This is a genomic window from Stenotrophomonas sp. YJH_SMC_81 (genome assembly GCF_059370875.1).
Genome location: NZ_JCAFUB010000001.1, coordinates 54,943 through 78,749, shown reverse-complemented (window position 1 = coordinate 78,749; position 23,807 = coordinate 54,943). Strand labels below are relative to the sequence as shown.

At 66.9% G+C, this 23,807-nt stretch carries 21 protein-coding genes; 13 read left to right on the top strand and 8 right to left on the bottom strand.

The annotated features are described in order from the left end of the window. Nucleotides 1-217: 217 nt before the first annotated feature. The 5 genes from AC5P8U_RS00380 (at nucleotide 218) to AC5P8U_RS00360 (ending at nucleotide 6,151) form a co-directional block, all read left to right on the top strand. Nucleotides 218-547: a hypothetical protein gene (locus AC5P8U_RS00380; RefSeq protein ID WP_061480047.1), complete on the top strand. Its 330-nt coding sequence runs from the start codon at nucleotides 218-220 to the stop codon at nucleotides 545-547. Nucleotides 548-715: 168 nt separating this feature from the next. Continuing rightward, nucleotides 716-3,178 carry a S9 family peptidase gene (locus tag AC5P8U_RS00375; protein WP_447897192.1) on the top strand — a complete coding sequence of 821 codons (2,463 nt, stop codon included), beginning with the start codon at nucleotides 716-718 and terminating at the stop codon, nucleotides 3,176-3,178. A 165-nt stretch (nucleotides 3,179-3,343) separates the two neighbouring features. After that, a complete protein-coding gene (locus AC5P8U_RS00370) occupies nucleotides 3,344-5,176 on the top strand; it encodes a M3 family metallopeptidase (RefSeq protein WP_439426979.1) in 1,833 nt (610 codons plus the stop codon). Nucleotides 5,177-5,493: 317 nt separating this feature from the next. Beyond that, nucleotides 5,494-5,760 (top strand): ABC transporter permease, encoded by a 267-nt coding sequence (locus AC5P8U_RS00365; protein WP_188240829.1) that lies wholly within the window; start codon nucleotides 5,494-5,496, stop codon nucleotides 5,758-5,760. Nucleotides 5,761-5,830: 70 nt separating this feature from the next. Next, nucleotides 5,831-6,151: a hypothetical protein gene (locus AC5P8U_RS00360; protein ID WP_072168131.1), complete on the top strand. Its 321-nt coding sequence runs from the start codon at nucleotides 5,831-5,833 to the stop codon at nucleotides 6,149-6,151. Between the two features lie 13 nt (nucleotides 6,152-6,164). Here the strand turns inward: AC5P8U_RS00360 and AC5P8U_RS00355 are convergent, their stop codons facing one another. Next, a complete protein-coding gene (locus AC5P8U_RS00355) occupies nucleotides 6,165-7,148 on the bottom strand; it encodes a hypothetical protein (protein ID WP_088497076.1) in 984 nt (327 codons plus the stop codon). A 138-nt stretch (nucleotides 7,149-7,286) separates the two neighbouring features. On the opposite strand from AC5P8U_RS00355, the gene AC5P8U_RS00350 reads away from it, so the two are divergent. The 3 genes from AC5P8U_RS00350 (at nucleotide 7,287) to AC5P8U_RS00340 (ending at nucleotide 9,903) form a co-directional block, all read left to right on the top strand. After that, the gene (locus AC5P8U_RS00350) at nucleotides 7,287-8,252 is read left to right on the top strand and encodes a DUF2268 domain-containing putative Zn-dependent protease (RefSeq protein WP_227836989.1); all 966 of its coding nucleotides are present in this window, start codon (nucleotides 7,287-7,289) and stop codon (nucleotides 8,250-8,252) included. Nucleotides 8,253-8,301: 49 nt separating this feature from the next. Further along, nucleotides 8,302-9,084 carry an SGNH/GDSL hydrolase family protein gene (locus AC5P8U_RS00345; RefSeq protein WP_447897191.1) on the top strand — a complete coding sequence of 261 codons (783 nt, stop codon included), beginning with the start codon at nucleotides 8,302-8,304 and terminating at the stop codon, nucleotides 9,082-9,084. A gap of 141 nt (nucleotides 9,085-9,225) precedes the next feature. Further along, complete coding sequence (locus AC5P8U_RS00340) at nucleotides 9,226-9,903, top strand: hypothetical protein (RefSeq protein WP_005417335.1); 678 nt, start codon at nucleotides 9,226-9,228, stop codon at nucleotides 9,901-9,903. A 3-nt stretch (nucleotides 9,904-9,906) separates the two neighbouring features. Here the strand turns inward: AC5P8U_RS00340 and AC5P8U_RS00335 are convergent, their stop codons facing one another. Next, entirely contained in the window at nucleotides 9,907-10,452 is a 546-nt protein-coding gene (locus tag AC5P8U_RS00335) for a thioesterase family protein (protein ID WP_053497299.1), read from the bottom strand. A 69-nt stretch (nucleotides 10,453-10,521) separates the two neighbouring features. Here AC5P8U_RS00335 and AC5P8U_RS00330 point away from each other — a divergent pair, with 69 nt between their 5' ends. The 4 genes from AC5P8U_RS00330 (at nucleotide 10,522) to AC5P8U_RS00315 (ending at nucleotide 13,181) form a co-directional block, all read left to right on the top strand. Beyond that, the gene (locus AC5P8U_RS00330; protein ID WP_447897190.1) at nucleotides 10,522-11,097 is read left to right on the top strand and encodes a TetR/AcrR family transcriptional regulator; all 576 of its coding nucleotides are present in this window, start codon (nucleotides 10,522-10,524) and stop codon (nucleotides 11,095-11,097) included. Between the two features lie 53 nt (nucleotides 11,098-11,150). Beyond that, nucleotides 11,151-11,501, top strand: coding sequence for a nuclear transport factor 2 family protein (locus AC5P8U_RS00325; protein WP_151354646.1), 351 nt, complete (start codon nucleotides 11,151-11,153; stop codon nucleotides 11,499-11,501). A 186-nt stretch (nucleotides 11,502-11,687) separates the two neighbouring features. Next, nucleotides 11,688-12,467, top strand: coding sequence for a hypothetical protein (locus AC5P8U_RS00320; protein WP_088497072.1), 780 nt, complete (start codon nucleotides 11,688-11,690; stop codon nucleotides 12,465-12,467). A 195-nt stretch (nucleotides 12,468-12,662) separates the two neighbouring features. Further along, complete coding sequence (locus AC5P8U_RS00315; protein ID WP_188240834.1) at nucleotides 12,663-13,181, top strand: hypothetical protein; 519 nt, start codon at nucleotides 12,663-12,665, stop codon at nucleotides 13,179-13,181. A 46-nt stretch (nucleotides 13,182-13,227) separates the two neighbouring features. Here the strand turns inward: AC5P8U_RS00315 and AC5P8U_RS00310 are convergent, their stop codons facing one another. From AC5P8U_RS00310 to hutI, 6 genes are all read right to left on the bottom strand, one after another. Then, complete coding sequence (locus AC5P8U_RS00310; protein ID WP_447897189.1) at nucleotides 13,228-15,339, bottom strand: TonB-dependent receptor family protein; 2,112 nt, start codon at nucleotides 15,337-15,339, stop codon at nucleotides 13,228-13,230. A 194-nt stretch (nucleotides 15,340-15,533) separates the two neighbouring features. After that, on the bottom strand, nucleotides 15,534-16,970 hold the full coding sequence (locus AC5P8U_RS00305) for a serine hydrolase domain-containing protein (protein WP_334271427.1): 1,437 nt from the start codon (nucleotides 16,968-16,970) through the stop codon (nucleotides 15,534-15,536). Nucleotides 16,971-17,080: 110 nt separating this feature from the next. Then, nucleotides 17,081-18,748 (bottom strand): urocanate hydratase, encoded by a 1,668-nt coding sequence (gene hutU, locus AC5P8U_RS00300; protein WP_438914489.1) that lies wholly within the window; start codon nucleotides 18,746-18,748, stop codon nucleotides 17,081-17,083. Further along, nucleotides 18,745-19,599: an N-formylglutamate deformylase gene (hutG, locus tag AC5P8U_RS00295; RefSeq protein WP_447897188.1), complete on the bottom strand. Its 855-nt coding sequence runs from the start codon at nucleotides 19,597-19,599 to the stop codon at nucleotides 18,745-18,747. Before hutG ends, hutU begins: the two co-directional genes overlap by 4 nt. After that, a complete protein-coding gene (hutH, locus tag AC5P8U_RS00290) occupies nucleotides 19,596-21,137 on the bottom strand; it encodes a histidine ammonia-lyase (RefSeq protein ID WP_072168121.1) in 1,542 nt (513 codons plus the stop codon). Before hutH ends, hutG begins: the two co-directional genes overlap by 4 nt. After that, complete coding sequence (gene hutI, locus AC5P8U_RS00285; protein ID WP_072168180.1) at nucleotides 21,134-22,357, bottom strand: imidazolonepropionase; 1,224 nt, start codon at nucleotides 22,355-22,357, stop codon at nucleotides 21,134-21,136. Before hutI ends, hutH begins: the two co-directional genes overlap by 4 nt. Nucleotides 22,358-22,424: 67 nt before the next feature. Between hutI and AC5P8U_RS00280 the strand changes: the two genes are divergently transcribed. Beyond that, nucleotides 22,425-23,795: a formimidoylglutamate deiminase gene (locus AC5P8U_RS00280; RefSeq protein WP_072168120.1), complete on the top strand. Its 1,371-nt coding sequence runs from the start codon at nucleotides 22,425-22,427 to the stop codon at nucleotides 23,793-23,795. Nucleotides 23,796-23,807 lie beyond the last annotated feature (12 nt).

Here is a 23,807-nt window from a genome sequence, read left to right as displayed (position 1 = left end):
AGGTACAACCCTCTGATCGGCGAGGACCGATTTCGGCCTTCACCTGTCCCTTCCGCCTGCGATGGCAGCATCGTGCTCCAGGAACCCTTGGGTTCATGGGCGCACTGGCACTCTCGATGCCGAGGCTTCGGGCTGGGCACCTGCTCGGCTGCCAGCGACGCGCACTGCGAAGCGGAAACCTCATCCACGATGTCCAGCAGGCTACGGAGGTGCACCGATGAGCGATGAATTCACTCCCATGCTGCCGCCCTTGGACGATGCCAAGGTCGAGGAAATGATCGGCAAGGTGGTGCTGGTGGGCGTCACCCGCTATGGCGGTGACGGCCAGGTGCAGGGGCTGGAACAATACGCCGGTACGGTGCTGCGCATCAGCGCCGACGAAGGCGTGGTGCTGGCGGACGAGAATGACGGCCATGAGCGCTATCTGCCGCCGATGCTCGACCAGTACCTGCCCGCCGAGCCCGGCGAGTACCGCATGCGGAACAGTGGCATGATCGTGGTCGACCCCGATTACCTGACTGCCTGGGACCTGCACGCCCAGCAGTGACGACAGACCACGCCTGGCAGATGCCGGTCCATTGCCGGCCTCTCCGGGCGTGTTCCACTTTGCCCCATCCGGCCACTAGCCCTTCCGGCCCATTCACGACAGCCCCTGCGGTGCTAGATTCGGGACCTTGCCCGATTCCGGGTACCCATTCACACCCAGGGGATAAGGATGCTCATCCGTCGAACCTCTCTGGCGGCGGCCGTTGCCGTTGCCACCCTCGGCCTGCTGGCCGCTGGCCCGGCGCTTGCAGACTACGCGAAGCCGCCGGAGCACCTGCTCAAGGTGTTGAAGGCACCGCCGCCGCCGGCGCCGAACGTGGCCCCGGGTGGCCAGCGCCTGCTGCTGACCACTGCGCAGACCTACCCGTCGATCAGCCGTGTCGCCCAGCCGTACCTGAAGCTGGCTGGCGTGCGCCTGGAACCGAAGAACCGCAGCCGCCATGACACCCCCGGTGGCTATGGCATCCCGGCCTGCGTGGCCGACTTCACCCTGGTCGACATCGGCAGTGGCCAGCAGACCAAGGTCAACCTGCCGCAGGGCTGTGCCACCGGCGCGCTGTGGTCGGCCGATGGCAGCCACTTTGCGTTCCAGAACGCGGTCGATACCAGCGTGCAGCTGTGGGTGGGCGATGCCGCTACCGGCCAGGTGAAGCAGGTGCCGAACGTTCAGCTGAACCCGATTTTCGGCTACACCTTGCAGTGGCTGGGCGGCAGCCAGAACCTGCTGGTGAAGCTGGTGCCGGCCAACCAGGGCCCAGCACCGTCCAACGGTGGCGTACCGACCGGCCCGGATGCACAGGAGTCGCTGGGCAGCAGTGGCGAGAGCAGCACCTACGAAGCCCGCGATACGCTGACCAGCGTGCATGACGAGAAGCTGTTCGCTTATTACGGCGCCTCGCAGCTGGCCGTGGTCGATACTGCCGCCAACAGCGTGCGTCCGGTCGGGCAGCCGGCGCTGTTCAACGAAGTCAGCGCCGCGCCCGATGGCGTGCACGTGCTGACCGAGTCGATCAAGGCGCCGTACTCGCATGCGGTGACCTACCAGCGCTTCGCCAACGACGTGGCCGTGCTGGATATCGCCAGCGGCAAGTCCACGCCGATCGCCAGCCTGCCGCTGGCCGACCGCGTGCCGGTGCACGGCGTACCGGAAGGCCCGCGTGGTTTCGACTGGCGTGCCACCGATCCGGCTACCCTGGTCTATGCCGAAGCGCTGGACAAGGGCGACTGGAAGGTCACCGTGCCGCATCGCGATCGGGTACTGATGCTGAAGGCGCCGTTCAACGGCAAGCCGGTCGAGATCACCCGCACCGCACAGCGCTTCGAAGGCTTCGCATGGACTGCCGATCCGGCCGTGGCGTTCCAGTTCGAGAACGACGAGAACCGCCACTGGATGCAGACCCGCATCGTCGATGTGGACCAGCCGAAGAAGGAAGGCCGCCTGCTGTGGGACATGTCCAGCGATGAGCTGTACGGCAACCCCGGCAACCTGGTCTTCACCCGCCTGCCGAATGGTGCGCAGGTCGTGCGCCGGGAGGGCAACCATGTTTTCCTCAGCGGCCGTGGTGCCTCGCCGCAGGGCGACCGTCCGTTCCTCGACCGCCTCGACCTCGGCACGCTGAAGAGCGAGCGCCTGTTCCGCAGCAGCGCCGATGCCTACGAGCAGTTCCTTGGTTTCAGCAATACGCCTGGGCGCTACCTGACCTGGCACCAGTCGGTGATCGATCCGCCGAACGCCTTCATCCGTCAGCAGGGTGAGGCGGTGGCCGATGCGAAGACCGGCGAGGCGCAGTTCGCGTCCACCGCGACCGCGCTGACCAAGCTGGTCGACCCGACTCCGGAAGTGCGCCAGATCAAGAAGCAGCTGGTGACCTACAAGCGTGCCGATGGCGTGGACCTGTCGTTCACCCTGTACACGCCGCCGGGCTACAAGGAAGGCCAGCGCGTGCCGGCGATCCTGTACGCCTACCCGGCCGACTTCGCCAACGCCGCGCAGGCGGGGCAGGTGTCCGGTTCGCAGCAGACCTTCACCCGCCTGCAGCCGTACCGCCTGATGCTGCTGGCCGGCTACGCGATCATCGACAACGCCTCGTTCCCGATCGTGGGTGACCCGAAGAACGCCTACGACACCTACCTGGAGCAGCTGGAAGCTGACGCCAGGGCGGCGGTGGACAAGGCGGTGGACATGGGCGTGGTCGATCGCAACCGCATCGGCGTGACCGGCCACAGCCATGGCGGCCTGATGACCGCCAACCTGATCGCCCATACCAACCTGTTCAAGGCTGGCGTGGCGACCAGCGGTTCGTATAACAAGACCTTTACCCCGTTCGGCTTCCAGAACGAGCGTCGCTCGGTGTGGCAGGCGCAGGACGTGTACCTGAAGGCCTCTCCGTTCTTCTATGCCGACAAGATCAAGCTGCCGCTGCTGCTGGTCCACGGCGAGGACGACGCCAACCCGGGCACTGAGCCGTTCCAGTCGCGCAAGCTCTACCAGGCGATCCGAGGCAACGGCGGCATCACGCGGCTGGTGATGCTGCCGAACGAACCGCACTGGTACACCGCGCTGGAATCGAACGAGCAGCTGGTAGCGGAAATGCTGAGCTGGTTCGACACCTACGTGAAGAACGCCAAGTAATGAGACGGGAAGGCCGCCCCAGGGCGGCCTTGCTGTATCGGGATGTGAGTGGGTAGACGGCCTGGATCCGGATGCGCAATCGGGAATCGGGAAGCCACCTGCCATGCGGCATCCGGGTCCACCCGGGCTGCTAAGCTGGGAGTGGAAACAAACCAGGAGACAGCGATGCATCGCAATGGGATGCGCGCCATCACTTTTGTCATCGCGACGCTGTTGGCCGGGATGACACACGGAGTGAAAGCGCAGGCTTTGCGGGCAGATGACCGCAGCTACTTTGGCAGCGCCTCCCAGGAACGTGAGGCGTGGCAGAACCTCGAGCGGAGGACCCATGCCCTCAAGGCACTTCATGCGCCGCCAGACGTGAGGTTCCAGCGGGCCGAACAGCTGTATGGCGAGTGCCTCCGGCACCATGGCTACCTGCATCTTCAGGCAGCGCGCAATGCCGACGATGCCCGGCTGGCCAACACCCAGGGCGAAGTCGCCAGCACATGTGGACGCATCGCGGCGATTGCCAAGCAGGCATTGCGTGATGCGCCCGCGCACGCTGCCTGGATCGGGCCGCATGCCGACCTGCGTGAACGGGCGTTGCGGGAGGATGTGCAGCCGGCCAATGCAGCGCTGGTGGATGCGGTCGACACGTTGGCTGACCCGGCGCTGGATAGCTTCGGGCGCCTGCACCGGCAGCTGCTGCAGTCGGCCCCCTTTGCGCGTTTCGAACATGAAGGCCGCACACTCGACAGCCGCACCGACGCGCGAGCCCTTTCCCGCCTGCCGGACCGTTCACTACGCGAAGCGGCATGGCGTGCCTACTGGCAGGGAATGGCGTCGCGGCGCAGCGAAATGGCAACGGTGCTGCTGGGCCTGGTCCGCCTCAACGAGCATGCGTCGGAACTGCAGGGCGATGGAACTGCGCCTGACCGCAGCTACCGGCACATGGGCCTGGATCAGGCCGCCGTCGCCGCGACACTGGCGGCGGTAGCGCGCCACGCGCTGCTGCGGCGGAACTACCAGCAGATGCAGTTGACCCATCTTGAGCGCATGGGCCAGGCGTCTCCACAGATCTGGGACATGGACCTGCCTGATGCGGGCTATATTCCTCCGCCGCTTGACCTGGCGCAGTTGCGTGATGCGGCGGCGGCATCAATGCAGGTGCTGGGGCCGGATTACGTGACAGGGCTGCGCGGGCTGCTCGATCCTGCGGGCGGACGCATGGATCTGGGCGGATCGGCAGGGCGGCGCGCGATGGATGCGTTTTCGATCAGCGCCCCCGGTGTGCCTTCGTTGCTGTTCGTTGGCCATCGCCAGGGCGATCTGGAGGGGGATGTCCAGATCGCTCACGAAGCCGGCCATGCCATGCATGGCCAGTGGATGCAGCGCGGCGGCGCATCATCATTCCAGCGCAACGGCAACAAGTGGTTGACCGAGGCCTTCGCCATCTACAACGAACTGAAGTTCCGCGATCAGCTCTACCGGCAGGCCAGTGATCCACGTGCCAAGGCGTATTACCTGAAGTCGTTGCTCGATGACATCATCCTGCAGCTGTTCGTATCGTCTGAAGAGGCCGATCTGGAGCAGTCCATCTATCAGGAGGTGGCCGCCGATGAGGTTGGCAACGCAGACGCGCTTGATACGCTGACGATGAAGGTACTGGGCAGGTATGGGGGCGCATCGGAGCAGTATCCCGAGCTGCGCAGCACCTGGGTATCCAAGCGGCTGATGTATGAGGATCCGCTTTACCTGGCCAATTACCTGTATGCAGGACTGATTGCGGTGCAGCTCTTCGCACAGGACCGGCAGGATCCGGAGGGATTCAGGGAGCGCTACCTGGCCGTCCTGGGCGAGGGGTTTGATCGCCCGCCGCAGCGGCAGGTCGAGCAGTTGCTGAATGTGAAGCCCGACTGGTCACGCCTGGTCGAGGAGGATCTGGACGTTTTCCAGCAGTACCTGGCGCAGCTGCAGGGACTGCACGCGGAAATCGAGCGCCAGCGCAGTCGCTGAACAGGCAACGGGGAACGCAGGCCTCGCAGGCGGCGATGCGTCTGCGTTTTGCCCCTGCGATGAACAAGAACCGGCTGGTGGCCGGCATCCTGTTGCTGCAGGTGCTCACCGCGACCGCCTGCATCACTGATATACCTTCCTGCTTGCGCAGCAATTGGAACACTCGCCTACGACACCGGACTGCAGGAGCAGGGGCTCGGCATCATCGAAACCGAGTTTGTCAGCAGCGCAGCTGCCAACGCCGCAGCTGCGGTGAAGGCGGACATGCAGGCGCTGCAGGATTACGCCGGTCTCTACGAGGTCAGTGAAGCCATCTGATGCTGACCTTCGTCGGCGCGCTCGCTGGCAGTGTGCTGGCATTGGCGTTGAATGTCTGGGTTTCGCGCTACTACGAGGTACCTCGCATCGATCCCGGGTACCTGGTGCTGGGCGTCGGGCTGGTGTTCACCCTGGGGCAGCTGGCTGCCTGGGTACCGGCGCGGCGGGCGGCGCGCGAGGCGCCCGTGGCGGTTCTCAACAGTACCGGATGGATCCGGAGGGTGACCTCGTGTCATTGGCCGTTGCGATTGCGTAACCATATGTGATGCGGGTGCCATGGCGTGCGGACGCTGCGATACGCTGCAGGCCTGTTGCTGTCTGCCACGGGTTTCACCTATGAAGTCCAAACGTGTTGTCGCAGTGTTGGCGCTGGTGATGACGCCGAGCCTGCATGGCCAATCACTCCCCTCCGAACTGGCGCAGCTGGGCATTGTCGCCGGCATGCCTTATGCCAAGGCCAAGCGCCTCATGGATGCGGCAGGGTGGCAGGCGAGTCCGGTCCAGCGCGCGCCTGAGTCACTCGAGGGCTTTCCGGAAGTTGGATGCCAGAAGGGCGCCAAGCAATGCGCCACGACCTTCGAAAAGGAAGGTCAGCAGATCGCGGTGCGGCTGGGCGTTACCCTGGCAGGGCAGCCGTTCGTGCAGGGCGTGGACTGAGCGCTCACTGCGTTCAGGCCAGCGGTAACCGGTCCTGAGCGTGCGACAGCCGATCGTGCAGCTCGCGCACATGCTCGGCCTTGGCATGCACCCGGGAGGTGTCGCCGAAGCTGCGCAGGTAGGTGCACGCGGCAAAGCCGGCACTCTTCTTTTCGTACTCGGCAATCCAGGCCAGTCGATCCGGATTGTTGGCCTGTTCGGCTGACCACGCGGCCACAGGCGGCCGGATGCGGTACTTCAGGCCGACGCGCCATGGCTTCGGTGTCAGTCGCGCACGGAAACAATGCTGCAGCCGGCACATGCGCGCGTACAGGGTGTCGGTGCCCAGTGCCTTGAAGAATGCCTGGAGCTGCTCGTCCTCCGGTGAGAACGTGGCATGCATCGCCAGCACGCGCAGCCCGGCGGGTGTGCGGTAGGCACGCAGGTGCCAATCGGGATGCTGTTCGCTGAAGGCGTCCACGCGTTTCAGCGCAAGCCCTTCAGCACCGCCGGCGGCGGCCAGGCGCTGCTTCCGCCGCATCAGCAGTGCCGCGTTGACCAGCAGCACTGCCGCCACGCCCAGTACCAGGCCCACCAGCCAGTGCCAGAGCAGGGTGCCGATGATGGCGCCGGCAAGCAGCACGATCGCAGCGACGATGGCCGGTATCACGCATCCGGCCGGTGGCTGCGCATGATCGATGTCGGCAAACAGCACGTCGGGGCTGTTGAGACACAATGCGCCATAGCTGTTGCGGGTGATGATGACATCGCCGTCGCGCTGCACGATCTGCTCGCGGATTGGCACACCCTCCACGCCATAGTTGCTGCGCACTTCGCGACGCGGCAGCACCTGCCCGGCGAGGATGGCATTGAGGGCTTCGTTGGCGCGGCGGTCGGCGTGGGCCTGGGCCTCGGCAGGTCCCTCATCGGACCAGCCGAAGCGGCGCACGACCACCGGCCGGCCACGGAAACGGGCCTGCAGGCGGGCTTCGGCCCAGTACGCGGGAACGATCATCATCGTGCGGTGCTCCATCATCCATGGCAGGTGCCTGAGTGAGTCTGGCACAGCCCCGAAGGGCCTGCATGTGCCCGCTGCGGTGGCCGGGGCGGAGTGATAGATTGCGCGCTTCGCATGCACTCCACCAAGGACGGAGCGATGTCCAGTTTCCTGCGTTGCCTGCTTGCCCTTGCCTGTGCCGGGGCGGTCGGCGTGGCACAGGCGGGTACCCCGCCGGGGCCGCAGATCCTCACCACCGATGCCAGCCGCTTCTACGCGCTCTACGACAGCACCGGCGGCAAGCCCAGCGTCGCCCAGCTGGCCGGTTACCTGGCCGAAGGCAGTACGGGCCTGGGTGAACTGGCGAAGGCGCGCCGGGTCACGCCCGAACGCATGGCCGAAGCCATTGCCAGCCAGCCCGGGGTGTATGCGCAGGGCCGCAGCTGCCTGGCGGAGCTGCCGGCGGTGAAGCAGCGCCTGGTGCAGGTGTTCGGCAAGCTGCAGGCGATCTATCCGCAGGCCGCGTTTCCTCCGGTGACCCTCGCGGTCGGCCGTGGTCGGCCGGTCGGGTTGACCTCGAAGAGTGGGGTGATCATCGGCCTGGAAGCGCTGTGTGCAGCCGATTTCATGAATCCCAACGTGCAGGACCGCTTCGTGCACGTGATCGCGCACGAGTACGTGCACATCCAGCAGACCGGCCTGAACGATTTCGAGCCCGGCGACCCGCATGCGACGGTGCTGCGTGTTTCGCTGGGCGAAGGTATCGCCGAATTCATCGCCGAATTGATTTCCGGCAACGTCGGCAACAGTCGCCATGCGGCGTGGACGCGCGGCCGCGAGGTCCACATTGAAAGCGCCTTTGCGCTGGATGTGGACAGTACCGATCTGTCGCCGTGGCTGTACAACTACAAGCCCGGTTCGCAGGAGCCCTATGACCTCGGGTACTGGGTGGGCTACCGCATCGCCAAGGCCTATTACCTGCAAGCCAGGGACAAGCGCGATGCGGTGCGTGCGCTGATCCAGCAAGACAACCCGAAGGCGATCCTGGCCGCCAGCGGCTGGACGCCCGGCATGTGGATGCCGGCCAAGGTGACCGGCGTGGCCGCGCGGTCTGCGGCGCGGTAAGCGCGAGGCCGCGCGCTAGACTGGCCCGGACATTCAAGGGAGAGACCCCATGCGTTCCTTGTCCGGCGGCCTGGCCGCAGTTGCCCTCGGTATCGCGCTGAGCGCCCACGGGGGGGCGGCCGAGATGCCCGCAATCAACCCGTTACTGCTGGAGCCTGTCGAAAGCCTGCGCGCGGACGAAGTGCGCTTCATGCAGCAGCGCCTGGCTGATTGGCCGCAGCTGCAGCACTATCGTGATGCCAACGCGCGACTGCCTGCGGCGGTGCTGGGCCAGCCACGCGTGGTCTTCTTCGGCGACTCCATCACCGAAGGCTGGGGCAGGGAAGGCAGTGCATCGTTCTTTCCCGGCAAGGGCTGGCTCAACCGCGGCATCAGTGGCCAGACCACCGCGCAGATGCTGGTGCGGTTCCCGCAGGACGTGCTGGCACTGAAGCCGCAGGTGGTGGTGATCCTGGCCGGCACCAACGACATTGCCGGCAACACCGGTCCGTCCACGCAGGCGATGATTGAAGACAACCTGCACGCGATGGTGGACCTGGCACGCGCACATGGCATCGCCGTGGTACTGGCATCGGTGCTGCCGGTCAGCGATTACCCGTGGTTGCCGGGCACGGCACCTGCTCCCAAGGTGCGCGCATTGAACGCGGCATTGAAGCGCTATGCCGATGCGAAGCAGCTGGTCTATCTGGACTACTACACGCCGATGACCAATGCCGCCGGAGGGCTGGATCCGCAGCTGGCCGAGGATGGCGTGCATCCCACGGCGAAGGGCTATGCGGTGATGGCGCCGCTGGCGGAGGCTGCAATCAGGCGCGCAATGGCGCCGGACTAGGCACAGCACCCGCAATGCACAGCGTCCAGCCCGTCGAGGTAAAATGGCCCTGGAGCTGGCCACGCAGCGTGGCCGCCAGGGACGATGGGGTGGGTGATGCGGAAGGGAATCCAGGGATGGCTGCGCCGCAGCGGCGCAACGATGGCACTGCTGCTGGCGGCCGTACCGGCGTTCAGTGCAGACACGGCGGCGCCTTCGCCGCTGACGCGTGAGCCGGTGGCCGGAGTTTCACTGGCCGAATGGACCGCCCGCTGGTGGCGCTGGGCCGACGCCCAGGGCGGCGCGCCCTATCTCGACCCGGATGGCCGTGTATGCGATGTGGGCCAGGAAGGCCCGGTCTGGAACCTGGCCGGCACCAATGGCCGTTTCCGGCCACATCGCGAATGCGTGGTGCCGGCGGGCAAGTACCTGTTGCTGCCGATCATCAACATGGCGCACTACCAGGTGGATGAGTCTGTGTCCTGCAAGGAGCTGCAGGCGGGGGCGGCGGTCAACAACGATTATCTGATCAGTGCAGTAGTGCTGCTGGATGGCCAACCCCTGGGCGACATGCGCATGCATCGGGTGCGCAGTGAAGGCTGCTTCCGCATGGATGACGATGACGCAGACTCACGGCTGGCCGCCGCCGACGGCTACTGGGTGATGCTCAAGCCGTTGCCGCCAGGCCGGCATACCCTCAGCGTGGGCGCCAACTACGGCGTGCCGGAGGGTGGCGCGTACAGCCGCATGCGGCAGTCCTTCGAGTACGTGCTGCATGTGGGAGGGCGCACCCAGGTCGTATCGCGCAAACTGCACGCGGTGCCGCTGGCCGCCCCCTGAAGCTCAGGCATCGTCCTGCTTCAACGCTGCATCGGCCGCCAGCAACGCTTCGGCGGCCGCACCGAGCGGCGGCGAGGGCGGGGCAACCACACCGATCGCTTCCATCATCTTCGGCATGCCCAGGAACTGGCGCGCGCGACGGTCGTAGATGCCGGTGACCAGCAGCGCGCGCGTGGCGATCTTCTGCTCGGCACCGATCAGCACGCGCTGCTCCATGATGCCGCGCGAGCCGACCCAGCCCACCAGTCGTGTTTCCAGGGTGAAGCGCTGGAACGGCTTCAATTCGCGGCGGAACTGGATGGTGCCGGCGCCGACGATCGGCGCCCATTTCTCGCGCAGCGCCACCCGGCCCAGACCCATGCGCAGGATCAGGTCCAGCCGGCCCAGGTCGAAGATGTTCCAGTAGCGGCCGTTGGTCATGTGCAGGTTGCTGTCCAGGTCGTTGGGCAGCACCCGGAACTGCAGCCGCGAGACCCCGAACGGGGCCTCCAGCTTCGGCCGGAACAGGCTGCACAGCAGCAGGTGGAGCAGGCGGAACCAGAGATTCATGGCTATGACGACTGTTATAGAATCGCCGGTACGCTAATCTATGACGACTGTCTTAGCAAGGAGACCGCCGTGAGCCCGCGACCGTCCGATGCCCCACAGCGCGTGATCGATGCCGCGGCGCAGATGCTGGCGCGGGTGGGCCTCAATGCCACCAGCATCCGCGAAGTGACCAAGCTGGCCGAGGCGCCATTGGGCTCCACCTACCATCACTTTCCCGGCGGCAAGCAGGAGCTGCTGGCGCGCGCTACCCACATGGCCGGCGACAAGGTGGAGGTGCTGCTGATGGAGCTGCTGAAGGATGGGGCGGTGCAGGGCCTGCAGCAGTTCCTGGCGATGTGGCGCGAGCGTCTGCTGCGCTCCGGGCTCCGCGCTGGCTGCCCGGTGCTGGCCGCTGCCGTGGAGGAGCCGGTGGAGGCGACACCCAGCCAACCCCGCGCGGCGGCCGCCGAGGTGTTCGCACGCTGGCACGGCCACCTCGCCTCGGCATTCGTCGCCGAAGGACACGCCCCGCCAGCAGCGGCTGAGCTGGCCAGCCTGGTGATCGCCAGCGTGGAGGGCGCGGTAGCGATGTGCCGTGCGCTGCAGGACATCGCCCCGTTCGACCAGGTGGCAGTGCAGCTGCTGAAGGCGGCCACGCGGCCTTGATCGGCCGGTGCGGGCAGGCCAGACTCGCCAGCAGCCCGCGACTGGATGCCGCCATGGACGAATTGCACCATCGTCAGTTGATCGAGCACTACCTGCAGGCCTACAACCGCTTCGATATCGACGCCATGCTGGCCGTGCTGGCGCACAACGTACGCTTCGAGAATCACAGTGGCGGCCAGCTGACGATGGCCACCGAAGGCGTCGATGCCTTTGGCGAGCTGGCACGCCAGTCTGCGCGCCTGTTCCGGGAGCGCGAACAGCGCTTGCTGGCGCTGGTGTTCGATGGTGATCGGGCGACGGCGACGATTGGCTGGCGCGGCGTGTTCGCGCAGGATGTTCCCGATGGACCGCGTGCGGGCACCGAGCTGGAACTGCAGGGCCAGAGCGAGTTCGTGTTCGCGTGAGGCCGCATCGAACGGATCATTGATCGCAGCTGAGGATCGGCCGCTTGGAACCGCCGTCTGGACAGCGGAGCTGCCCGCGGTAGAATCCGCCCAACACCGCCTACGCGTGCCCGGCAAGGATGTCCGCATGCAGCATCAGGTTCCCGAGGTCCCTGGCCGCGATGCCTCCCGCCCCCTGGCGGCGGCATGAAGCGCTCGCGCCATTTTTCACGCAGCCCACTGACATTGCCGATGAACCGCGGCAGCGAAGTCGTGCGTGCGCGCAGGCACTTGCAGCAGCGCGGTTGGCCACGCCTGCAGATGGCGCTGATCGTCGCCCTGACCGGCGCTGCAGGTTTTCTTGCCTCGCACCTGCTGCGCCTGGCCGGTATCGACGCGATGTGGTTTCGCTACCCGATGGCCGTAGTGCTGGCCTACGGCGTGTTCCTGCTGCTGATGTGGATCTGGATCCGCTGGCGTTGGGACAACGTGCTGGATGGCCTGTCGCCGGATGTGGGCGGTGGCAGCCCAACCCCTCGCGGCAGTGCCGTGGAATCACCGTGGAGCGGCGCCGGCGGCCGTTCCGGCGGTGGCGGTGCGTCGGCCTCGTGGAACGGGCCGGCATCGGTGAGCAGTGGCGATGCCGGAGAGCTGCCGTTGACCGGGCTGGCTGAAGACGAAGCGGGCCTGCCGCTGCTGGCCATCCTCGGCATCGTCGCGCTGGTGGCGACCGTCCTGCTGGCCAGCGTATGGGTGGTGTGGTCGGCGCCGGTGCTGATGGCCGAACTGCTGGTGGACGCGGCCATCGCCGGCGGCCTGTACCGACGCATGCAGGGCATGCACGAGCAGGGATGGTGGCGGGTATGCGTGTCGCACACGGTCTGGCCGCTGATCGGCCTGTTGCTGTTCTTCGCGGTGCTGGGCTGGCTTGCTCAGGAACTCGTGCCAGGTGCAAGCCATCTGCTGCAGGTCATCCAGGGGCTGTAATGCGGTTGCTCCCTTCATATGGCCCGGTCCCGACCGGTTTTCAGCCGCAATGAACAGTGGGCTATGATCGCGGTCGCCGAGGATTCGTGTCCTGGCGGTTTCACCTATCGGGAGCTTGTCATACTGCTTCGGGAACCGGGGCGCTGGATGGCCGAACGCCCACTGAGACACACAACCACTGACGAGGAAGAGCGCATGGATGTCGCTGCACGCAGGAACAGGACGTTGTTTCGTTGGATCATGGTGACGCTGCTGGCGGTGTTGTTGCCGTTTGCAGCACTGGCGCAGCCGGCAGCCGGGCAGGGCGATGGCGCTGAAGCCGCCACTGCCGCGGAAGAGACGCAATGCCGTGCCTGCGCCTATGAGCGCATTGGACCGAAGGTCGATATCGGCCTGGTGGCACTGGTGTCGCTGTTGGTGGTGGGTCTGCTGGTAGCGGTGTCCCGCGAGTGGGGAACCACCTCGCAGCGCTGGACCTGCCGCACCCTGGCCCTGCTGTTGGTGGGCATCGGCCTGGCGTTGTTGTGGTGGGCTGGCAGCGTCGTCTACCTGGGCTACAACCCGTGGCAGGAGCCGCTCGCACCCGGCGGCGGCTCGCTCGGTTCGACGCTGCTGAGTACGTCGCCGAAGTGGCTGGCGGCACTGGTGCTGGTCGGCTTCGCGCCTTCCATCTGGAAACGCAGTGAGCGCCTGCCAGCGTGGCGTATCGGCTGACCCAGGAACGGCGGCGCCGGATCACGCCCGGCGCCGCCTTCTGCCATCAATCAAAGCGCCAGCGCACACCTGCGTAGACGCCACGACCTTCGCCCGGTGTCGAGCGGGCGACATCCCTGCCGGCATCGTCGTAGCCCGGTGTGACCGTGGCGGCATAGTGGCGGTTGCCGATGTTGCGCATCTCCGCCCAGGCCTGCCAGCGACCGCCGGGGGCGTCGTAGCCGATGCGGCTGCCGAAGATCACATGGCTGTCGGCCCAGTAGCTGTTGGCATAGTCCACCGCGATGCGCGAGGCGTATTCGGTGTTCAGTGCCGCGTACAGGCCGGATGCATGATCGAAGCGCAGCTCGGCCTGGTAGGCGTGGCGCGGCAGGCCGGGCAGGCGGTTGCTGCCGAAACGTGCATCGTGGCGGTAGCGGAAGTCGCTGAAGGTATACGCCTGGCGCAGCGACAGGCGGCCCGGTGCAGCCTGCCACAGCGTGCTGTCCAATCCGGCCTCGATACCGCGGTGCACGGTGGGGCTGGCATTGTTCTCGGCGATGAACAGGTTCGGCAGCGGTTGCAGTTCGACGCTCAGCAGTTCGTGGTTCACGTGGGCGTAGTAGCCGGTCAGTTCCCAGCGGCCCAGCGCCGCGTCACCGCGCGCGCCCAGTTCCAGCGTGGTGGCGGTCTGGTTCTGCATCGGCACCGGCGCGCGCTGGCGGCCGGTAGACGGGCCATTGCCCGGCCCGAAGTACTGGTTCGAGCCCCAGATCATCGACCACGGATGCGGTGCCTCCACTGAACGGCTGAGGTTGCCGAACCACTGGGTCTGCGCGCTGTGCTGCCAGGTGAAGCCCAGTCGCGGTGCGTAGTCCCAGTCCTGCTCGCGCAGGCGGCCGCCGCTGCTCGGCCAGGTCACCTGCACATCGCGGCGGGTGTTGATCAGTGCCAGCCCAGCCTGCATGCGCAGGCGATCATTGAAGGCGAGGGTGTTGCTGACGTGCAGCGTGCTGTCGGTGCCGTGGTGGCGGAAGTCACGCGTGCGCGTGCCGGCGGCATAGCCGTTGCTGGCAAAGCGCAGCGACTCGCGCACATCGGCGTCCAGGTCATGGGTGACGCGCAGGCCGACCGTGGTCTCGCTGTCCAGGCCGAACAGCCGGTGGCGGCGGCGGTAGTCCAGTGTGGCGTTGAGGTTGGCGTAGTCCAGCTGCTGGCGATACAGGCTCTCGTTCAAGTCCATCGGGTAGGTGTGGTAGACCAGCCCGGCCTGCAGCGACGAGTCCTCATCGATCTGCAGCGTGGTGACATTGCCCACCCAGGTGCTGCCCGGCTGCGGGCGGCGCGCATCGATGGCCAGGTTGGCCGCATTCGCGGCATGTGGATCGTTGCGGATCTGGTCGCGGGTCAAGCGACCGGGTGTTTCGTGATTGGTTTCGCGGTAGCGCACGAAGAAGCGCGTCTGCAGATCGGGCGTGATCTGCCAGCCGATGTTGGCCATCGCGCCCTTGCCGTCGCCGTGCGCATGGCGCTGGTAACCGTCGAACTCGGTATCGGTGTAGGCCAGGAAGTAGTCAACATCGCCGTTGACGCCGCCCCAGCTGAGGCCGCGCTTCTGGTAGCCACGGCTGCCGGCTTCGTAGTGCAGCTGCACGCCCGCCGAATCACGGCCGCTGCGGCTGACGTAGTCGATGGCACCGCCCAGCGCGAGCGCGCCGCGCTCGAAGCCGTTGGCGCCGCGCAGGACTTCCACGCGCGACAGCCACAGGGGTTCCAGCAGTTCGTAAGGCGTGCCACCCGGGCCGGTCAGTGGCAGGCCGTCGATCGATACCGCAATGCCTGAGGCATGCGCGCCCGGCCCGCGGTTGATGCCCGAGCCACGGATCGAGATCCTGGTGCCCTCGTTGCCCGGCGATTGCGCGCTGATGCCCGGCTGATAGGCCAGCACATCCGCACTGGAGGACAGTCGGCTGTCGGCATTGGCCACGTCGATGACGTTGCTGGCGCCGGGCACCCGCTTCAGCGTCTCGCGCGCCTGCGCGCTGGCATCGCCAGCAGCGGTGACCTGCACCGCATCCAGCGTGGTGGCCTGCGGGGCTGCAGCGGCGGTGGAGGCGAGGCCGAGGGAAACGGCCAGGAACAACAGCGACGGGGTGGGGCGGTACGACGAAAGCGACATGCGGAAATGCTGTAAACCGGTAAGGTGGCGCGAAAGTTAACAGGTCGGTGGCGCCACGTCACCCACCGGCGGCGTATGGCCGCCCGCGGTGTTCCTGTAGAGCCGAGCCCACGCTCGGCTAATCGCGTGCAGCGCGGGTTGTCTGCCATCGCGGAGAAGAGCAGCCGAGCATGGGCTTGCCTCTACAGCAGGGTTTATGGCGAGGGTTTCGCCAGCGTCTTCAACTTTGCGTAGAGCTGATCAGCTGCTTCCTTCTCGCCCAATGCCGCATGACACTCGGCCAGGCTGTCCCACACATTGGCCGAATCCGGATACAGCTCGGTGTTGAGGGCGAATACCTTCAACGCCCTGCGTGCACCCAGGCTCTGGCGGATGGCATAGCCGCTGGCGTTGATCGCACGTTCCAGCTCGCTGCCCGTCACCCGGTTGTTATCGCGCAACCAGCTGCGTATCGCCTGGGCGGCGCCTGCATCATCATCCAGCGCATACGCAACCAGCCGCTCGGACAGCACCGCGTGCGGAAACTCCTGCGGCGCGGCCATCGCCATCGTGCTCTCCACCAAGGTACTGGACCAGACATTGCGGGCGCTGCCGCTGGTCAGGTACACGAACACCCAGTAGCCGTCGGCCAGCGTGCCCTTGTAGGCCAGCCGCGCACGTACACGGGTGCCGCCATCATGGCCGACCTGGGTATAGCCGTCGCTGCGGGTGGTGTCCCAGCCAGTGGAGAAGAAATTGCTGCCGCCACCGCTCAGTTTCTGCGGCTGCCAGAACTTTTCCAGGGTCGCCGTGCGCACCAGCTTGCTGGTCGCCAGCGCCTGCAGGAAGCGGTTCATGTCGCCCACGGTGGTCTGCAGATCGGCATGGCCCCAGCCGTAGTCCGGCCAGGGATCTTCATTGGCAGGCTGCAGTTGGCCATCCTTGCCGATGTACGGCACCGCCGCGCGCCGGGCCGGCACGCTGGCAACGCCCCACGAGGTGCTGGCCATCTTCAATGGCTGCAGGATGCGTTCGCGCGCGATGGCCGGGTAGGGCTTGCGGTAGTGCGCTTCCAGCAACGCCGTCAGCACCAGGTAGTTGGCCTGGGTGTACTGCACGCGGCTGCCGGTGGCGAACTGCATCGGTGCAGCGCCGGCCACCTTCAGCGCAGTGCCAAGGTCAGGCGCTACACCGGGGTAGCCCGTGCTCACCCAGCGGTTATCCACCCGGTCGTAGTACTCGCCGATGCCGGAGCTGTGGTTGAGGAAATCACGCACGTGGATTGCCTGCCATGCTGCAGGCAGGTCCGGCACATAGCGGCTGGCCGGTGTATCCAGATCCACCTTGCTCTGATCGACCAGTTGCATCACCAGTGTGCTGGTCAGCAGCTTGGCCATCGACTGTGCGGCGAAGATGGAATCGACGGTGGCAGGTGTGTGCGTAGCGCGATCACATTCGCCGCTGGCGCCCTGGTACAGCACCTGGCCGTTGTGGGCGACCAGTACCGCCTGGCCGGCAATGCCGTAGCGCTCGCGGTTGACCTGCAGTTGGGCGTCGAGCTGGGTAGAGAGGCCGGCGGAGAGATCATTCGCTGATGCGGGCGGAGCAGCGAACAGGACGCAGAGCAATGCAGCAGCAAAGGTGCGGTACATCGCGGTGATCCATCAGCGGTGATGGCGCATGGTGGTCACGACGGAAGAGCGGGTCAAGGGCACCGATTCCCGCATCAGGGAGAGCCGGCCGCGGGCCGGCACCCCTGCGATCAGCCCAGGATCGCAGGCAGATCCAGTCCCTTTTCCTTCGCACAGTCGATCGCGATGTCATACCCCGCATCGGCGTGGCGCATGACGCCGGTCGCCGGGTCGTTCCACAGCACGCGGGCAATCCGCTTCGCCGCTGCCTCGGTACCGTCGCAGACGATCACCATGCCGGCGTGCTGCGAGAAGCCCATGCCGACGCCGCCGCCGTGGTGCAGCGAGACCCAGGTCGCGCCGCTGGCGGTGTTGAGCAGGGCGTTCAGCAGCGGCCAGTCGGACACCGCGTCGGAGCCATCGGCCATTGCTTCGGTTTCGCGGTTCGGCGAGGCCACGCTGCCGCTGTCCAGGTGGTCACGTCCGATCACCACCGGCGCCTTCAGTTCGCCGTTGGCGACCATCTCGTTGAACGCCAGGCCGAGTCGATCACGATCACCCAGGCCGACCCAGCAGATGCGCGCCGGCAGGCCCTGGAACTTGATCTTCTCGGCAGCCATGTCCAGCCAGCGGTGCAGGTGCGGGTTGTCCGGAATCAGTTCCTTCACCTTGGCATCGGTCTTGGCGATGTCTTCCGGATCGCCGCTCAGTGCGGCCCAACGGAACGGGCCGATGCCGCGGCAGAACAGCGGGCGGATGTAGGCCGGCACGAACCCGGGGAAGTCGAACGCGTTCCCCACGCCTTCTTCCAGCGCCATCTGCCGCAGGTTGTTGCCGTAGTCCACGGTCGGTACGCCGAGTGCGTGGAAGCCGAGCATGGCGCGGATATGGTTGGCCATCGACGCGCGCGCAGCCTTTTCCACTTCCTTGGGGGCGGAAACACGCTTTTCGTCCCACTGCTCGACGGTCCAGCCCTGCGGCAGGTAGCCGTTTACCGGGTCGTGCGCGGAGGTCTGGTCGGTCAGCAGGTCCGGCTTCACGCCGCGCTTGAGCAGTTCGGCCAGCACGTCGGCGACGTTGCCGAGCAGGCCCACGGACTTCGGCGTACCGGCCTTGCACGATTCGTCGATCAGGCGCAGCGCTTCATCCAGATTGTCGGTCCAGGTGTCCAGGTAGCCGGTGCGCAGGCGCATGTCGATGCTGCTCTTGCGGCACTCCACGGCCAGGCAGGAGGCGCCCGCCATCACCGCGGCCAGCGGCTGTGCGCCGCCCATGCCGCCGAGGCCACCGGTGAACAGCCACTTGCCGGTCAGGTCACCACCGAAATGCTGGCGGCCCATTTCCACGAAGGTTTCGTAGGTGCCCTGCACGATGCCCTGCGCGCCGATGTAGATCCAGCTGCCTGCGGTCATCTGGCCGTACATGGCCAGGCCCTTCCTATCCAGCTCGTTGAAGTGGTCCCAGTTGGCCCAGCGCGGTACCAGGTTGGAATTGGCGATCAGCACGCGCGGCGCATCAGCGTGGGTGCGGAACACGCCCACCGGCTTGCCCGACTGCACCAGCAGGGTCTGGTCATCGTCCAGGCGCTTGAGCGTTTCGACGATGGCATCGAAGCTCTCCCAGTCGCGTGCGGCGCGGCCGATGCCGCCGTACACCACCAGTTCCTGCGGGCGCTCGGCCACATCGGGGTGCAGGTTGTTCATCAGCATGCGCAGCGGCGCTTCGGTCAGCCAGCTCTTGGCGTTCAGCGTGGTGCCGGTCGGCGCGGCGAGGGTGCGGGACGGGTCGTTGCGGGTCATGCGGCGCTCCGGTTCGTAGCGAATTCGAGGCAGGCGTTGAGCACCTGCGCCAGGGTGTGGCGCAGCGGTGCGGCGTGGTCGGGGTCGAGCGGGGTGGGCCAGCTGTGCTCGTCCACCTGATCTGGCAGGGGTTCGTGCATGTAGCCGCGGCAGGCCAGCTCCATCTGCAGGCTGTGCACACCGCCGGCGATGTTGCTGTAGTGGCGGGTGATCCAGCCACCTTTGAAGCGGCCGTTGCGCACCTGGCTCATGCCACTGATCTTCAGCAGGTTCTCCACCACGTCGCTCAACGCGTTGTCGCAGGACGTGTCCGGCGCGCCGGACGGGCCAGCGGTACCCAGGTTGAACTGCGGCAGTTCGCCGTCGAACAGGTGCGGAATATGTGAGCGGATCGAATGTGCGTCGTACACCACCACCGTGCCGAACTTCGCGCGCAGGCGAGTGATCTGCGCAGCCAGCGCATCGTGGTAAGGCAGGAAATAGGTGTCGCGGCGACGGGCGATTTCTGCATCATCCGGTTCGTGTCCGGCGTGGTACAGCGGCTGGTTGTCGAAGGTGGTCAGCGGGCACAGGCCGGTGGTGTTCTGGCCCGGGTACAGCGAGACCCCGCTGGGGTCTCGGTTGAGGTCGATCACCGAGCGCGAGATCGCCGAGCGCACCGTGGTCGCGCCCATGCCACGCACAAAGTCGTACAGCTCGTGCACCCACCAGTCGGCATCGCGACGGGCCAGCCACGGCGAGTGGTAGTCGCCGATCAGATCGTGCGGCAGCTCGCTGCCGGTATGCGGGAAGCTGACGATGAGGGGGGCGTCGCCCTCGTGCACGGTCAGCCATTCGGGATGGGTATTCATGCCTGCGGCTCCACGGTTGGCAGCAGGTCGGTCAGGCCCTGCGCCAGCGCGCCACTGCGCACCAGATTCGTGGCGGTCACCATGTCCGGATGGAAGTAGCGGTCTTCTTCCAGCGTCGGCACCTGCGCACGCAGGGTGGCGCGCACGGTTTCCAGCGCGGCGCTGGAGCGCAGCGGGGCGTGGAAGTCGCAGCCCTGCGCAGCGGCCAGCAGCTCGATGCCGATCACGTTGGCGGCGTTCTCGGCCATCTGCATCAGCCGGCGCGCGCCATGCGCGGCCATCGACACATGGTCTTCCTGGTTGGCCGAGGTCGGGATCGAATCAACGCTGGCGGGGTAGGCGCGCTGCTTGTTCTCCGAGACCAGCGCGGCGGCGGTCACCTGCGGAATCATGAAGCCGGAATTCAGGCCGGGGCGCGGGGTCAGGAATGCAGGCAGGCCGGACAGCGCAGGGTCGACCAGCATCGCCAGGCGGCGCTCGCTGATCGAGCCGATCTCGCACACCGCCATCGCCAGCATGTCGGCCGCGAAGGCCACCGGCTCGGCGTGGAAGTTGCCACCGGACAACGCTTCGCCGGTATCCGTGAACACCAGCGGATTGTCGGACACCCCATTGGCTTCGATTTCCAGCGTGGTCGCAGCCTGGCGCAGGATGTCCAGCGCCGCGCCCATCACCTGCGGCTGGCAGCGCAGGCAGTACGGGTCCTGCACGCGCACGTCGTTGTCACGGTGCGATTCGCGGATCTCCGAGCCGTGCATCAGCGCGCGCAGCGTCGCGGCGGTGGCGATCTGTCCGCGCTGGCCGCGGATGGCGTGGATGCGCGGGTCGAACGGCGTGTCCGAGCCCTTGGCCGCTTCCACCGACAGCGCGCCGGCGACCAGTGCCGCCTGGAACACGGTCTCGATCTCGAACAGGCCGGCCAGCGCGTAGGCGGTGGAGAACTGGGTGCCGTTGAGCAGCGCCAGGCCTTCCTTCGCTCCCAGTTCGATCGGCTGCAGGCCGGCACGTGCCAGTGCATCGACCGCCGGCAGGCGCTCGTCACCGATGAAGGCTTCACCGACGCCCAGCATCACGCTGGCCAGGTGCGAGAGCGGCGCCAGGTCACCCGAGGCACCCACCGAGCCTTGTGCCGGCACCACGGGCAATACGCCCTTGACCAGCATCCCTTCGAGCAGCAGCAGGGTTTCCTCGCGGATGCCCGATGCACCCTGCGCCAGGCTGACCAGCTTCAGCGCCATCATCAACCGCACCACGCTGGCCGGCATCGGCTCGCCCACGCCGGCGGCATGCGAGAGCACGATGTTCCGCTGCAGGGTGGCCAGGTCTTCGCGCTCGATGCGCACGCTGGCCAGCTTGCCGAAGCCGGTGTTGATGCCATACACCGGTGCGCCCTTGGCGACGATGGCGGCCACCGCCGCAGCGCTGGCGCGTACCACCGGCAGGGCGGCCGGGTCCAGTGCGAGCGGCGCACCGCGATAGACCTGCCGCCACTGGGCGAGAGTGACATGGCCGGGGCGAAGAACCAGGGTGTTGCTCATGTGTTGCTCCAGGAGGCAGGCAGGTCGGGCTGCCCGCGCACCACGCGCGCGTGCAGCGGGTTGAATCCAATGCGATAGACCAGGTCAGCGGGCGCATCGATGTCCCAGATCGCCAGGTCGCAGTCCATGCCCGCGGCCAGGCGACCGATGCGCTCGCCGTGGCCCAGTGCGCGCGCCGCTTCACGGGTGAAGCCGGCGATGCACTCATCCACGGTCAGGCGGAACAGGGTGGCGCCCATGTTCATCGCCAGCAGTGGGCTGGTCAGCGGCGAGGTGCCCGGGTTGCTGTCGGTGGCCAGCGCCAGTGGCACGCCGGCCGCACGCAGCGCGGCGATCGGCGGCAGGGTGGTATCGCGGGTGAAATAGAAAGCACCAGGCAGCAGCACGGCGACGGTACCGGCGGCGGCCATCGCGGCGATGCCGGCATCGTCCAGATGTTCGATATGGTCGGCCGACAGTGCACCGAAGCTGGCCGCCAGTTCGGCACCGTGCTGGTTGCTCAGCTGCTCGGCGTGGATCTTCACCGCCAGCCCGTTCGCGCGGGCGGCCTCGAACACCTGCCGCGCCTGCGCGGGCGAGAACGCGATGTTCTCGCAGAACACGTCCACCGCTTCGGCCAGGCCTTCGGCAGCAATGGCCGGAATCATTACCTCGCACACCTCGTCGACGTATTCCTGTGCCTCGCGGCCCGGCGGAGTCGCGTGTGCGCCGAGGAAGGTGGTCACCACGTTGACCCGGCATTCCTCGCCCAGTGCACTCGCCACCTGCAGCTGCTTGCGCTCGTCGGGCAGGGTGAGGCCGTAGCCGGACTTGATTTCGATCGTGGTCACGCCTTCGGCGCGCATCGCCAGCAGGCGCGGCCGGCTTTCGGCGGCCAGCTGTTCCGGGGTGGCAGCGCGGGTGGCGCGCACGGTGGAGACGATGCCGCCGCCGGCACGGGCGATCTCGGCATAGCTGACGCCCTGCAGGCGCTGCTCGAATTCGTTGGCGCGGTTGCCGGCGTAGACCAGGTGGGTGTGGCAGTCGATCAGGCCCGGCGAGATCCAGCGGCCTTCACCGTCGATGCGGGTGGTCGGCTGCAGGTGCGCATCGCTGCCGGCAGCGCCGACGTGGACGATGCGGCCCTCGGCGCAGGCCAGTACGCCATCGCGGATGACACCCAGGCCCTCGCCATCGAGGGTGATCAGGTGGACGTTGGACCAGAGGGTATCGACGTGCATGGCATCCACAACGCGGCTGTGCTTATATGTCTATACAATATAGGCGTCCATTTCGGGTTGTCCAGCCATGTCCGATTCGCGTTCCCTGCTCAGTTTCCATGCTACCCACGCCCTGCTGGCCGAGGGCTGGGCCCGCGATGTCCGCCTGCAGGTGCGGGACGGCCGCATCACGGCAATCAGCAAGGGGCAGGCCGCGCAGGGCGGTGACACCCGCGTCGGCATCCTGGTGCCGGGCCTGCCCAACCTGCACAGCCACGCCTTCCAGCGCGGCATGGCCGGCCTGACCGAGATCGGCGGCGGTGACGGCGACAGCTTCTGGAGCTGGCGCGAGCTGATGTACCGCTTCCTGGCCCATCTGCGCCCGGATGCGGTGCAGGCCATCGCCGCCCAGGCCTACATGGAAATGCTGGAAAGCGGCTTCACCCGCGTCGGCGAATTCCATTACCTGCACCACGACGCCGAGGGCCATGCCTATGCCAACCGCGCCGAGATGAGCGCGCGGATTGCCGCTGCGGCCGATCAGACCGGCATCGGCCTGACCCTGCTGCCGGTGTTCTACGCGCATGCCGATTTCGGTGGCGCGCCGCCGAATCCGGCGCAGCGCCGCCTGATCCACGACGTGGACGGTTTCGCGCAGCTGCTGGACGCCGCCAAGCCGGCGTTGGCCGCGCTGCCCGATGCGGTGCTCGGCATTGCACCGCACAGCCTGCGTGCGGTCACCGGCGAGGAACTGGGCGCGTTGCTGCCGTTGACCGACGGCCCGGTGCACATCCATATCGCCGAGCAGGTGCGTGAAGTCGAGGCCTGCCTGGCCTGGAGCGGCCAGCGCCCGGTGCAGTGGCTGTACGACCATGCACCGGTCGATGCGCGCTGGTGCCTGGTGCATGCCACCCACATCACCGATGACGAGCGCGCGGCCATCGTCGCCAGCCAGGCTGTGGCCGGCCTGTGCCCGATCACCGAAGCCAATCTGGGCGACGGCCTGTTCCCGATGCAGGCGTTCGCCCGCGAGGGCGGGCGCTTCGGTGTCGGTTCCGATTCCAATGTGCTGATCGATGCAGCTGAAGAACTGCGCCTGCTTGAATACGGCCAGCGGCTGACCCTGCGCGGACGCAACGTGCTGGCGCCGGATGCCACCCGCAGCACCGGTGGTTTCCTGTTCGAAGGCGCACTGCGCGGTGGAGCGCAGGCGCTGGGCGTGGCCGCTGGCCTGCAGGTCGGTGCCAGTGCCGACCTGGTCGAACTGGACGCCGCGCACCCGGCGCTGCAGGCGCGACAGGATGACGCATGGCTTGACAGCTGGGTGTTCGCCGCACGTAATGGCGCGCTGCGATCGGTCTGGCGCCATGGCCGCCAGTGCGTGGCCGAGGGCCGCCACCTGCAGCGCGAGGCGATCACCACCGCCTTCGCCGCCGCCCTGCGCGGCGTGCTGGGCTGATCGCCTCCGCCA